The sequence below is a fragment of the Kitasatospora sp. NPDC057542 genome (genome assembly GCF_042801945.1).
Lineage (GTDB): Bacteria > Actinomycetota > Actinomycetes > Streptomycetales > Streptomycetaceae > Kitasatospora.
Genome location: NZ_JBHVFE010000021.1, coordinates 25,859 through 40,602 on the forward strand (window position 1 = coordinate 25,859; position 14,744 = coordinate 40,602).

Genomic DNA, 14,744 nt, shown 5'->3' on the forward strand with positions numbered 1-14,744 from the left:
GCCGCGAGCCGCCCCGCCCGCCGACCGCGTGACGCCACCGCGGTCGGCGTGGCCCGGCGTGCCGTGCGCGTATGCCCGCCCACACTTCTGGAGGTACCCCCATGTCCCGTCGCGACGGCGACGTCCTTCCCCTGACCGCGGCCCAGCGTGAGATCTGGCTCGCGGAGCAGCGCTCCCGGACACCGATCCCGGGTTACCGCGTCGGTGAGTGCCTGGAGATCCACGGGCCGGTCGAGCCGGCGCTGTTCGAGGCCGCGCTGCGCCGGGTGGTCGACGAGGTCGACGCCCTGCACGTGACCTTCGTCGACGACGGCGAAGGCCCGCGCCAGGTCCTCCGCGCGACCTGGGACTGGGCACCGGCGCACCTGGACCTCAGCGGGGAAACCGCACCCCGTGCGGCGGCCATGGAGTGGATGGAGCGGGACCTGATGCGCCCGCTGGACCTCGCGCGCGACCCGCTGTTCGGACACGCGCTGATCCGGCTGTCGCCGACGGAGTTCCTCTGGTACCTGAACTACCACCACGTGGTGCTGGACGCGATCAGCAGCGCCCTGGTCAGGCAGCGGGTCGCCGACGTGTACTCGGCCCTGGCCGAGGGCGGTCCGGTGCCGCCGTCGCCGTTCGGCTCGCTGCGGGACCTGGTCGACAGCGACGCCGCCTACCGCGCGTCGGCGGACTTCACCGCCGACCGCGACTACTGGACGGAACGCTTCGCGGACCGGCCGGCACCGACGCGGCTCACCGACACGGCCGCGACCGACCCGAACCGCGCGCTCCGCCTGGCCGAGGAGCGGGAACTGCGGCGCCCGGACGCGCTGCGGGACGCGGCGGGGAGGACCGGTGTCCGGTGGTCGCGTCTGGTGATCGCGGCGGCGGCGCTCTACGCGCACCGGCTGACCGGCACGCAGGACGTGGTGCTCGCCCTCCCCGTCACGGCCCGTCGGTCCGCCGACCGCGACCTGATGTCGGTGCCGGGCACGATGTCCAACGTGGTGCCCCTGCGGCTGGCGGTACGACCGGACACGCGGTGGCGGGACCTCGTCGCCCAGGTGGCCCGGGAGGTCGAGGCGGCCGTCGCGCACGAGCGGTACCGGAGCGAGGACCTGCTGCGGGACCTCGGTGCGCCCGGCAGCATCGGGACGGCGTTCCCGCTGATCGTCAACATCATGGCCTTCAACTCCAGGCCGAGCTTCGCCGGGCACCCCGCCTCCGTGCACCACTTCGTGTCGGGGTCGACCACCGACCTCGCCGTCTGGGTGTTCGACTACCGCGACGGGAACCCTCCGTTGCTCAGGCTCCACGGCTCGCCCGAGGCGTACGGCGACGCCGACCTCGCCGCCCACCGGCAGCGGCTGATCGCCCTGCTCGACGCCGTCGCCGACTGGGACCCGGACGAGGCGGTGGGCCGGATCGGCCTGCTCGCGGCCGAGGAGCACCGCGAGGTGGCGGCCCTCGGCACCGGGCCGGCGGCGGAGCTCCCGGCCGAGAGCCTGCCGGAGCTGTTCCGGAAGCACGTGCGCGCGACGCCGGACCTCGTCGCACTGGTGTGCGGGGACGTCTCGCTGACGTACGCGGAACTGGACGAGCGCGCGAACCGGCTGGCGCATGCCCTGATCGCTCGGGGTGCGGGGCCGGAGCGGCTGGTGGCGGTGGCGCTGCCGAGGTCGGCCGAGCTGGTGGTGGCGATCCTCGCGGTGCTGAAGACCGGGGCGGCGTACGTCCCGGTCGATCCCGAGTACCCGGCGGCCCGGATCGGGCACATGCTCGACGACGCCCGCCCGGCCCTGGTGGTGACCGACACCCGCAGCGAGGACCGGCTGCCCGAGGCGGGCGCGGCCGCCCGGCTGCTCCTCGACGACCCGCAGACGGCTGACCTGGTGGCAGGGCTCCCGGCGGCGGACCCGGCGGTGGCCGTCGATCCGGGCCATCCGGCGTACGTCATCTACACCTCCGGTTCCACCGGACGGCCCAAGGGCGTGGTACCGACCCATGGCGGCCTGCTCAACCTCCTCACCGATCACCGGCAGGTGCACTTCGCGCAGCTGTTGAAGGAAGGGAAGCGGCTGCGGGTGGGGCTGACCACCTCGGTGTCCTTCGACGCCTCCTGGAACCAGCTGCTCGCCCTGTTCGGGGGCCACGAGCTGCACGTCCCGGAGCACGCGACCTGGACCGACCCGGACGCCTTCGTCGACTACGCCGCGCGGTGCGGACTGGACTTCGTCGAAGCCACCCCGTCCTACCTTCGGGTGCTTGTCGCGCACGGGCTGTTGAGCGATCCGCAGCGCCGCCCGGCGGTGGTCGCCGCGGGCGGCGAGGCTGTTCCGGAGCGGCTGTGGGAGCAGTTGCGGGCGGCGGACGGGGTGTCCTGCCTGAACCTCTACGGACCGTCCGAGTGCACGGTCAACTCGGTGGTCGCACCCGTGGGTTCGAGCCGGCGCCCGGTCATCGGCCGGCCCGTCACCAACGCCCGGGTGTACGTGCTCGACGGAGCCCTGCGGCCGCTGCCGACCGGCGTGGTGGGCGAACTGTACATCGCGGGCGCGGGTCTGGCCCGTGGCTACCTGAACCGGCCGGGGCTGACCGCGGGGCGGTTCGTGGCCTGCCCGTTCGGCTCCTCGGGCGCCAGGATGTACCGCACCGGCGACCTGGTGCGCTGGGACGCGGACGGGAACCTGGAGTTCCTCGGCCGCACCGACGACCAGGTCAAGATCCGTGGCTTCCGGGTGGAACTCGGCGAGATCGAGGCCGTCCTCGCCGAACACCCGCAGGTCGCCCGGGCCGCCGTCGTGGTGCGCACCGAGGAGGAACCCCGGCTGGTCGCGTACGCCGTCCCCGAGCCCGGCACCGCGGTGACCGACACCGCCCTGCGCGAACACCTGCGGGAGCGGCTGCCCACGCACATGGTGCCGGCCGCCTACGTGGTGCTGGACGCGCTGCCGCTGACCCCGAACGGCAAGCTCGACCGGCAGGCTCTCCCGGCACCCGACCGGCAGTCGGCAGACCCCGGCCGCGCTCCGCGCACGGCGACCGAGCATCTGCTGGCCGGGCTGTTCGCCGAGGTGCTCGGGGTCCCGGAGGTCGGCGCCGACGACGACTTCTTCGACTTCGGCGGGCACTCCCTGCTGGCCACCCGGCTGGTTGCCCGGGCACGGTCGGTGCTGGGCGTGGAACTGAGGCTGCGTGACCTGTTCGACGCGCCGACGGTGGCGGAACTGGCGGCGGCGGTGGACGCCGCGGGCCGGGCCCGGCCCGCGCTCGCGGCGCGTGAACGGCCCGGGACGGTCCCGCTGTCCTTCGCCCAGCGCCGGCTGTGGTTCCTGCACCGCATGGAGGGCCCCAGCGCCACCTACAACATCCCGCTGACGCTGAGGCTGTCCGGATACCTCGACCAGCGGGCCCTGGAGGCTGCCCTGGCGGACGTGGTCGGGCGGCACGAGAGCCTGCGCACCACCTTCCCCGTGGTCGACGGCGTGCCGTGCCAGCACGTGCTGGACCTCGACGCGGCACGGCCGCGGCTGCGGGTGACCGAGGCCGGCGAGCGCGACCTGCCGGACCGGCTGGCGGAGGCGGCGCGGTACGGCTTCGAGTTGGCGCAGGAGCCGCCGCTGCACGCCGAGCTGTTCCGGCTCGGGAGGGAGGAACACGTACTGCTGCTGGTGGTGCACCACATCGCCGGTGACGGCTGGTCGACGGGGCCGCTCTCGCGTGACCTGACGGCGGCCTACGCGGCCCGCTGCGAGGGGGCGAAGCCCGAGTGGTCGCCGCTGCCTGTCCAGTACGCCGACTACGCCCTCTGGCAGCGGGAGCTGCTCGGTGACGGTGCCGACCCGGACAGCCTGCTGAGCGGGCAACTGGCCTACTGGCGGGAGAAGTTGGCGGACCTTCCCGAGCAGGTGGAGCTGCCCTTCGACCGGCCCCGCCCGGCGGTGATGTCCTACCGGGGCGCCCACCTGCCGGTGCGGATCGACGCCGAGCTGCACCAGGGCCTGCGCGCGCTTGCCCGCGACGGCGGCGCCAGCCTCTTCATGGTGCTCCAGGCCGCCCTGGCCGCCCTGCTCGGCAAGCTCGGCGCCGGCACCGACGTCCCGATCGGCACGCCGATCGCCGGACGCACCGACGAGGCCCTGGACGACCTGGTCGGCTTCTTCGTCAACACCCTGGTGCTGCGCACCGACCTGTCCGGCGACCCGTCGTTCACCGAACTGCTGGGCCGGGTGCGCTCCGACGCGCTGGCCGCGTACGCGCACCAGGACGTGCCGTTCGAGCACCTCGTGGAGGCGCTGAACCCGACCCGGACGCTGGCGCACCACCCCCTGTTCCAGACCATGCTCGCCCTGCAGAACGCGCCGCTCGGCACGTTCGACCTGCCGCGGCTGCGGGTGGAGACCGACCTGGTCCACACCGGGACGGCCAAGTGCGACCTGACCTTCATCCTGGCCGAACAGCCCGGAGGGGAAGGGCTGTCGGGCGTGGTGGAGTACAGCACCGACCTGTTCGACGAGGCCACCGTGACGGGGATCGTCGACCGGTGGCTGCGGCTGCTGCGCGCCGTGGCCGCCGACCCCGGCCGGCGGATCGGCCGGGTGGACGTGCTCTCCGCCGAGGAGCTCCGCGCGCTGCTCCCGGCTCGTACCGACCGGGGCGAGGATCCGCCGGAGAGCAGCCTGACCGCGCTCTTCGAGCGACAGGTTCGGGCGGACCCGGCCGCCGTCGCCCTGACGGACGGCGAAGCCGCCCTGACCTACGGTGAGTTGAACGCCCGGGCGAACCGGCTGGCACACGCGCTGATCGACCGGGGCGTGGGGCCGGAGCGGCTGGTGGCGCTGGCCCTGCCGCGCTCGGCGGACCTGGTGGTGGCGGTGCTCGCGGTGCTCAAGGCCGGCGCCGCGTACGTGCCGGTGGACCCGCGGTACCCGGCGGCCCGGATCGCCTACCTGCTCCGGGACACCCGGCCGTCGCTGCTGCTGACGACGAGCGGGATCGGTGAGCTGCCGGGTGCGGAGCCGGTGGACCGGCTGCTGCTGGACGCGCTCGACCTGGGCGGACGGCCGGACACCGACCCGCAGGTCTCGGTCGAGCCCGGTCATGCGGCCTACGTCATCCACACCTCCGGCTCCACCGGCAACCCCAAGGGCGTGGTGGTCCCGCACCGGAACGTGGTGCGACTGTTCGGCACCACCCGGGCGCTCTTCGGCTTCACCGCCGAGGACGTCTGGACGCTCTTCCACTCCTACGCCTTCGACTTCTCGGTCTGGGAACTGTGGGGCGCGCTGCTGCACGGTGGCCGACTGGTGGTCGTGGACCACGAGACCAGCCGCTCGCCCCACCGTTTCCTGGAACTCCTCGCCCGCGAGCGGGTGACCGTGCTCAACCAGACGCCGTCCGCCTTCTACCAGCTGATGCAGGCGGACGCGGAGGCCCCGGAGACCGGCCGCCGACTCGCCCTGCGCACCGTGGTGTTCGGCGGCGAGGCGCTGGAGCACGCCCGGTTGGCGAGCTGGTTCGAGCGGCACCCGGAGGACGCGCCGCGGCTGGTCAACATGTACGGCATCACCGAGACCACGGTGCACGTCACGTACGCGGCGCTCGACCGCTCCGGCACCACCGCCGGCCAGATCGGCACGGCCCTCCCGGACCTGCGGACGTACGTGCTCGACGACGGCCTGCGCCCGGTGGCCCCGGGTGTCGCGGGCGAGCTGTACGTCGCGGGTGCCGGACTGGCGCGCGGCTACCTGAACCGGCCGGGCCTGACCGCCGGGCGGTTCGTCGCCGACCCCTTCGGACCGGCCGGCTCCCGGATGTACCGCAGCGGCGACGTGGTGCGCCGGGCCGCGGACGGGAGTCTGCGCTACGTGGGCCGGGCCGACCAGCAGGTGAAGGTGCGCGGCTTCCGGATCGAGCTCGGCGAGATCGAGGCGGCGCTGGCCGCCCACCCGGGCGTCGCGCAGGCGGCCGTGCTGGCCCGGCAGGACCGCACCGACGACACCCGGCTGGTCGCGTACCTGGTACCGGCCCCGGGTGCCGTCCCGCGCGCGGCCGAGCTGCGCGAGCACCTGCGTGAGCGGCTGCCGGAGCACATGGTGCCGGCGGCGTTCGTCACCCTGGGGAGCCTGCCGCTGACCGCCAACGGCAAGCTGGACCACCGTGCGCTGCCGGCACCCGACCTCGCCCCGGTGAGCATCGGTCGCGCGCCGCGCACCCCGCAGGAGCAGATCCTCTGCGAGCTGTTCGCGGAGGTCCTGGGCGTGGCGTCGGTCGGCGTCGAGGACGGCTTCTTCGACCTGGGCGGGCACTCGCTGTTGGCCACCCGCCTGGCCGCCCGGATCCGTGCGACGCTCGGCGTGGAAATGCCGCTGCGCACGCTGTTCGGGGCTCCGACCCCGGCCGGCCTGGCCACCGCCCTCGTGGCGGCCGGACCGGCGCAGGCCGCCCTGGCACGGCGTGAGCGCCCCGAGGTGATCCCGCTGTCGTTCGCGCAGCGGCGGCTGTGGTTCCTGCACCAGCTGGAGGGTGCCAGCGCGAACTACCACATCTCCTTGGCCTGGCGGCTGTCCGGGGATCTGGACCGGCCGGCCCTGGAGGCCGCCGTGGCGGACGTGGTGGCCCGGCACGAGAGCCTGCGCACCGTCTTCCCGGCGGTCGACGGCGTGCCGTACCAGCAGGTGCTGGACGTCGTGGCAGCCCGCCCGCGGCTGGGCGTGAGCCGGACCACCGAGGCCGAGCTGTCGGCCGCCATGGCGGAGGCGAAGGCCCGGCGGTTCGACCTGGCGGTCGACGTGCCGCTGCGGGTCGAGCTGTTCGAGCTGGCGCCGGACGAGCACGTGTTCCAGCTGGTGCTCCACCACATCGCGGGTGACGGCTGGTCGCTGGGCCCGCTCGCGCAGGGCCTGACCGCCGCCTACGCGGCGCGCTGCCGTGGCGAGGAGCCGCAGTGGGAGGAGCTGCCGGTCCAGTACGCCGACTACACCCTGTGGCAGCACGAACTGCTCGGCGAATCCACCGCCCCGGACAGCCTGTTCGCCGGCCAGGCGGCCTACTGGACCCGGCAGCTGGCCGGTCTGCCGGAGCGGATCCAGCTGCCCACCGACCGGTCCCGCCCGGCGATCGCCTCGCACCGGGGCGGTTCCGTGCACGCCGAGCTGGACGCCGAGCTGCACCGCGGTCTGCGCGAGCTCGCCCGCGCGCACGGGACGAGTCTGTTCATGGTGCTCCAGGCAGGGCTGGCGGCGCTGTTGAGCAAGCTCGGCGCGGGCGATGACATCCCGGTCGGCAGCCCGGTCGCGGGCCGGACCGACCAGGCGCAGGACGAGCTGGTCGGTTACTTCGTCAACACCCTGGTGTTCCGTACCGACACTTCGGGCGATCCGACCTTCGGCGAGCTGCTGGGCCGGGTCCGGGACACCTCGCTGGCCGGGTACGCCCACCAGGACCTGCCGTTCGAGTACCTCGTCGAGGCCCTCAACCCGGTGCGCTCGCTGGCGCACCACCCGCTGTTCCAGGTCATGCTGGTGCTGCAGAACGCGCCCCGGGCCGACTTCGCGCCGCCCGGGCTGCGCGTCGACGGCATGCCGTTGACGTCGACCACAGCCAAGCTCGACCTGATCTTCACCATGTCCGAGCGGCAGGCGCAGGACGGTCCCCCTGGGCCTGGCGGCCCGGGAGGTGCCCCCACCCCGGAGGGGATCGACTGCTTCGTCGAGTACGCCAGTGACCTGTACGACCCGGCCACCGTCGAGACGATGATCGGGCGGTGGGAGCGGCTGCTCCGCGCCGCGGTCGCCGACCCGCAGCGGCGGCTCAGCCGGTTCGGCCTGCTCGCCGCCGAGGAGCGCGCCGAGCTGGCGGCGCTGGGTACCGGCCCGGAGGCCCAGGCCTTCACCGAGAGCCTGCCGGAGCTGTTCCGGGCTCAGGTGCGGGCGATTCCGGACGCCCTCGCGGTGGTGGGGCCGGACGCGACGTTGACGTATGCGGAGCTGGACGCGCGGGCGAACCGGTTGGCCCATGCGCTGATCGCGCGGGGTGTGGGGCCGGAGCGGCTGGTGGCAGTTTCGCTGCCGAGGTCGGCCGAACTGGTGGTGGCGATCCTCGCGGTGCTGAAGACCGGCGCGGCGTACCTCCCGCTCGATCCGGAGTACCCGGCCGCGCGGATCGGGTACATGCTCGACGACGCCCGGCCGGTCCTGGTGGTGACCGACGCCCGCACCCGGGGCCGGCTGCCGGACGGTCCGGCCGGATGGTTGGTGGTCGACGACCCGGAGACGGCCGGGTCGTTGGCGGGTTGCCCGGCGACGGACCCCGCGGTGGCCATCGATCCGGGGCATCCGGCCTACGTCATCTACACCTCCGGTTCCACCGGCAAGCCCAAGGGCGTGGTGGCGACGCACGGCGGCCTGCTCAACCTGTTCGCCAGCCAGCGTTCGCTGGTCTTCCGGCTCAAGGAGCGGATGCGGGTCGGGCTGACCACGTCCGTGTCGTTCGACGCCTCCTGTGACCAACTGCTCGCCCTGTACGCCGGCCACGAGCTGCACGTCCTGGACGAGGCGACCTGGACCGACCCGGACGCCTACCTCGACTACGCCGTGCGGGCCGGGCTGGACACTGTCGGCGTAACCCCGTCCTACATGCAAGTCCTCGTCGAACACGGCCTGTTGGACCACCCGCGGTGGCGTCCTTCGATGGTCGGGCTGGGCGGGGAGGCCGTTCCGGAGCAGCTGTGGGAGCGGTTGCGGGCGGCCGACGGGGTGTTCTCCCTGAACTACTACGGGCCGTCCGAGTGCACGGTGGACTCGGTCGTCGCGTCGCTGGAGTCGAGCCCGCGCCAGGTGATCGGCCGGCCGCTCGGCGGTGTCCGGCTGTACGTGCTCGATGCCGCGTTGCAGCCGGTGCCCGCGGGCGTGCCGGGTGAGCTGTACATCGCCGGTGCGGGGCTGGCGCGTGGCTACCTGAACCGGCCGGGGCTGACCGCAGGACGGTTCGTGGCGGACCCGTTCGGGCCGCGTGGATCACGGATGTACCGCACCGGTGACCTGGTGCGGTGGGGTGCGGACGAGAATCTGGAGTTCCTCGGCCGGACCGACGACCAGGTCAAGGTGCGCGGCTTCCGGATCGAGCTCGGCGAGATCGAGGCGGCGCTGGCGGAACACCCGCAGGTCGCCCAGGTCGCGGTGACCGTCCGGGAGGACCGGGCGGACGACACGCGCCTGGTCGCCTACCCGGTGCCCGCCACCGGGGCGGAGCTCCATCCGGACGAGCTGCGGGCACACCTGCGCGAGCGACTGCCGGACTACATGGTCCCGGCCGCCTTCGTGCCCCTGGAGAGCCTGCCGCTGACGGCCAGCGGCAAGCTGGACCGACGCGCGCTGCCCGTGCCCGTCCACACCGCGGAGCGGACCGGCCGGGCCCCGCGCACCCCGCAGGAGCAGGTCCTCGCGGAGCTGTTCGGCGAGGTGCTGGGCGTGGCCGAGGTCGGGGCCGACGACGACTTCTTCGACCTCGGCGGGCACTCCCTGCTCGCCACCCGGCTGGTCGCCCGGGCACGCGCGGCCCTCGGAGTGGAACTGGAGCTGCGCGCCCTCTTCGAGACGCCGACGGTGGCCGGGCTGGCCGCCGGGCTCGGCGGGGCCGGGCGGGCGCGGCTCGCGCTGCGCCGCGCGGAGCGGCCCGACCCGGTGCCGCTGTCGTTCGCGCAGCGACGGCTGTGGTTCCTGCACCAGCTGGAGGGCGCCGGCTCGGTCTACAACATGCCGTTGGCGTGGCGGCTGACCGGCGAACTCGACCGGGCCGCCCTGCAGGCGGCGCTCGGCGACGTCGTCGTCCGGCACGAGAGCCTGCGCACGATCTACCCCCAGGTCGACGGGGTGCCCCACCAGGCGGTGCTGGACGCCGGGACGGCCCCGCCTCAGCTGGCCGTCACCCGGGCGGGCGAGGCGGACCTGCCGGGGCTGCTGGCGGCAGCGGTGACGCGCGGATTCGACCTCGCGACCGAACCGCCGCTGCGCGCCGAGCTGTTCGAGGCGGCACCGGACGAGCACGTGCTGCTGGTGGTGATGCATCACATCGCCGGTGACGGCTGGTCGCTGGGCCCGTTGTCCGCCGACCTGGCCACCGCGTACGCGGCACGCCGCCGGGGCGAGGAGCCGCAGTGGGCGCCGCTGCCCGTGCAGTACGCCGACTACAGCCTGTGGCAGAACCGGTTGCTCGGCGACGCGGCCGACCCGGACAGCCTGTTCGCCCGCCAGGCGTCCCACTGGATGCGGACGCTGGCCGACCTGCCGGAGCAGATCCGGCTCCCTGCCGACCGCCACCGCCCCGCGACCCCCTCCTACGCCGGAGGACACCTCGCGATCGAACTGGACGCCGAACTGCACGCCGGACTGGTCCGGCTGGGCCGGGAGCACGGCGCCAGCGTGTACATGGTGCTGCAGGCCGCCCTGGCATCGCTGCTGGACAAGCTCGGCGCGGGCACGGACATCCCGGTCGGCAGCCTGATCGCCGGCCGGACGGACCAGGCGCTGGACGAGCTCGTCGGCTTCTTCGTCAACACCCTGGTGCTGCGCACCGACACCTCGGGCGACCCGACCTTCACGGAGCTGCTGGCCCGGGTCCGGGAGGGCGCGCTGGCCGCGTACGCGCACCAGGACCTGCCGTTCGAGCACGTCGTCGAGGCCCTCAACCCGGCCCGGTCGCTCGCCCGTCAGCCGCTGTTCCAGGTGCTGCTCGCGCTGCAGAACGTGCCCCGCACCGAATTCGCGCTGGACGGGCTCCGCTCCGAGATCCTCCTGGTACGGACACCCACCGCGATGTTCGACCTCGGCTTCCACCTGTTGGAGCGCGGCGGCACCGGCGAGCCGGCCGAGGGCATCGTCGGGCGGGTCGAGTACAGCACCGACCTGTTCGACCGGGCCACGGTGGAGGCGCTGGTCGCCCGGTGGCTGCGACTGCTGGCGGCGGTGGTCGCCGAGCCGGAGCGGCCGCTGAGCCGGATCGACGTCCTCACCGCCGAGGAACGGTACGAGCTGCTGGTCGCGCGCAACGACACCGCCCGTCCGGTGCCCGACGCCGGCCTGCCCGCCCTGTTCGAGGCCCAGGTCCGGGCCACCCCGGAGGCCCCGGCCGTGGTGTTCGAGGACACCGAGCTGACCTACCGCGAGCTGAACCGCCGGGCCAACCGCCTGGCCCACGCGCTGATCGCGCGCGGGGTCGGGCCGGAGCAGACCGTCGCCCTGCGGCTGCCGCGCTCCGCCGATCTGGTGGTCGCCGTCCTCGCGGTGCTCAAGACCGGCGCCGCGTACCTGCCGATCGACCCGGACTACCCGGCCGCCCGCATCGCGTACATGCTGGAGGACGCGCGCCCGGCCGTGGTGCTCGACGACCTCGCGGCCGTCACACCGCCCGACGAGCAGCCGGAGCACGATCCGGCCGTCCCCGTGGACGCCCGGCACCCGGCCTACGTCATCTACACCTCCGGCTCCACCGGGCATCCCAAGGCCGTGGTGATGCCAGCCGCCGGACTGCTGAACCTGCTGGCGTGGCACCACCGGGCCGTCGGCGGCGAACCCGGCACGCGCACCGCGCAGTTCACCGCGATCAGCTTCGACGTCTCGGTGCAGGAGGTGCTGTCCGCGCTGCTGTACGGCAAGACCCTGGTGGTGCCGACCGAGGAGCAGCGCCGCAGCGCGGAGCTGTTCGCCCACTGGCTGGACCGGCACGAGGTGGCCGAGCTGTTCGCACCGAACCTGGTGGTCGAGGCACTCGCCGAGGCCGCCGAGGAGGCCGGGCTGGACCTGCCGGCCCTCCGGCTGGTCGCGCAGGCCGGCGAGGCGATGCGCCTGAGCGGTGCGGTGCGCCGTTTCCAGGCCCGCCGGCCGGGCCGGGTGCTGCACAACCACTACGGGCCCGCCGAGACCCATGTGATCACCGCCTACCCGCTGCCGACCGACCCGGCCGACTGCCCGCTGCCGGTACCGATCGGCCGACCGATTGCCAACTGCCGGGCCTACGTGCTGGATTCTGGCCTGCGGCCGGTCGCCCCCGGTGTGCTGGGGGAGCTGTACCTCGCCGGGACGGGGCTGGCCCGCGGCTACCTGAACCGGCCCGGGCTCAGCGCCGGACGCTTCGTCGCCGACCCGTACGGACCGGCCGGTTCGCGGATGTACCGCACCGGCGACCTGGTCTGCTGGCGCGCCGACGGCGAGCTGGAGTTCGCCGGTCGGGTCGACCACCAGGTGAAGGTGCGCGGGTTCCGGATCGAGCCGGGCGAGATCGAGGCCGAGCTGACCGCGCACCCGGGCGTCGCCCAGATCGCGGTGCTCGCCCGGGAGGACCGGATCGTCGCGTACGTCGTCCCGCTGACCGGGACCGGGACGACCGCGGCGGCGCTGGCGGCGTACCTGCGCGACCGGGTGCCGGAGTACCTGGTGCCGTCGGCGTTCGTGCTGCTCGACGCGCTGCCGCTGACGCCGAACGGGAAGCTGGACCGGGCGGCGTTGCCCGCGCCCGAGGCCACGACCAGGGAGGCGGGCCGGGCGCCGCGCACGCCGCAGGAGCAGATCCTGTGCGAGCTGTTCGCCGAGGTGCTGGGCCGGGCCCGGGTCGGCGTCGAGGAGGACTTCTTCGACCTCGGCGGGCACTCCCTGCTCGCCACCCGGCTGGTCTCGCGGGTCCGGGCGACCCTCGGGGTCGAACTGGAGCTGCGCAGCCTGTTCCGGAGCCCGACACCCGCCGGACTGGCGGCCGGGCTGCACGACGCCGGCACCGCGCGGCAGGCCCTGGTACCCCGGCCCCGCCGCGAACCGATGCCGCTGTCGTTCGCCCAGCGCCGGCTCTGGTTCCTCCAGCAGTTCGGGGCGCCGAGCGCCACCTACCACATGCCGCTGGCCCTGCGGCTGTCCGGCGACCTCGACCGGGCCGCGCTGAGCGCCGCGCTGGCGGACGTGGTGGCCCGGCACGAGAGCCTGCGCACGGTCTTCCCGCACATCGCCGGAGTGCCGTACCAGCGGGTGCTGGACACCACCGAGGTCGCCGTCCCGCTGACGGTGCGCGCGGCCGGCGAGGCGCAGCTGCCGGCCCTGCTGCGCGAGGCGGCAGTGCGTGGCTTCGACCTGACCTCGGAAGTACCGCTGCGGGCGGAGCTGTTCGCGGTCGCACCGGGCGAGCACGTGCTGCTGCTGGTCATGCACCACATCGTCGGGGACGGCTGGTCCATGGGCCCGCTGGCCCGTGACCTGGCCACCGCCTACACCGCCCGGCAGGGTGGCGGCGCGCCGGCCTGGCCGCCGCTGCCGGTGACGTACGGCGACTACACCCTGTGGCAGCACGAGATCCTGGGCGACGAGCGCGACGCCGACAGCGTGTTCGCCCGTCAGGTCGCCTACTGGACCGAGGCGCTGGCCGGACTGCCCGAGCAGCTGCAGCTGCCTGCCGACCGGCCGCGCCCGGCCACCGTGTCGTACAGCGGCGACCTGCTGGAGCTCCGGATCGACGCCGAACTGCACGCGGCGCTGGTGGAGTTGGCGCGACGCTCGGGTGCGAGCCTGTTCATGGTGCTGCAGGCTGGCCTGGCGGCGCTGTACACGCGGTTGGGGGCGGGCACGGACATCGCGATCGGGAGTCCGATCGCGGGTCGTACCGACGAGGCGCTGGACGATCTGGTCGGGTTCTTCGTCAACACGCTGGTACTGCGCACCGACACGAGCGGTGATCCGAGTTTCGCCGAGTTGTTGGGGCGGGTGCGGGAGACGGCTCTGTCGGCGTACGCGCACCAGGACGTGCCGTTCGAGCACCTGGTGGAGGCGCTGAACCCGTCCCGCTCGCTGTCCCACCACCCGCTGTTCCAGACCGGGCTGGTCGTGCAGAACGCGCCGGGTGGTGACTTCGAGCTGCCGGGTCTCCAGGTCTCCGGGGTGACCGTGCTCACCGGCACTGCACGGCTCGACCTGACCTTCGGGTTCGCGGAGGAGCACGGGCCCGACGGCGCGCCGTCCGGGCTCAGCGGTGCGGTCGAGTACAACACCGACCTGTTCGACCGCTCGACGGTCGAGGCCCTGGCCGCCCGGTGGACCAGGCTGCTGGCGGCGGTCGCCGCCGCGCCCGACCGGCCGATCGGCGGGATCGACCTGCTGTCCGCCGAGGAGCGCTGCGAGCTGCTGCCCGCCGTCGAGGGCGGGGCGGCCGGGGTGAGCCTGCCGGAGCTACTGGCGGCGCAGGTGGCGGCGACGCCGGACGCGGTCGCGTTGGTGTGCGGCGATGTCGCATTGACGTACGGGCAGTTGAATGCCCGGGCGAACCGGTTCGCGCATGCGTTGATCGCGCGGGGTGTGGGGCCGGAGCGGGTCGTGGCGGTGGCGTTGCCGCGGTCGGTGGAGTCGGTGGTGGCGGTCCTGGGTGTGCTGAAGGCCGGGGCCGCGTACCTTCCGTTGGATCCGGCGTACCCGCAGGCGCGGATCGCGTTCATGCTGGAGGATGCCCAGCCGGTGCTGGTGGTCGACGACCCGGCGATGGTGGGCGACGGACACTGGCCGGACACGGATCCCGAGCTCGCGCTCGACGCCCGGCATCCGGCCTACGTGATCTACACCTCGGGCTCGACAGGCCTGCCCAAGGGTGTCGTGGTCAGCCACTCCGGCGTGTCGGGCCTGGTGGGAGCGCAGATCGAGCGGCTCGGCGTGGTGCCGGGCAGCCGGGTGCTCCAGTTCGCCTCGCCCAGTTTCGACGCGTCGTTCTGGGACCTGTGCGCTGCCCTGCTC

General features: G+C 74.0%; 1 protein-coding gene. It reads left to right on the forward strand.

All coding sequences use genetic code 11. The features are described 5' to 3' along the window. Nucleotides 1-101 precede the first annotated feature (101 nt). Nucleotides 102-14,744 (forward strand): amino acid adenylation domain-containing protein (locus tag ACFU7Y_RS05150; RefSeq protein WP_380766517.1); only part of this gene is annotated, 14,643 nt, incomplete at its 3' end.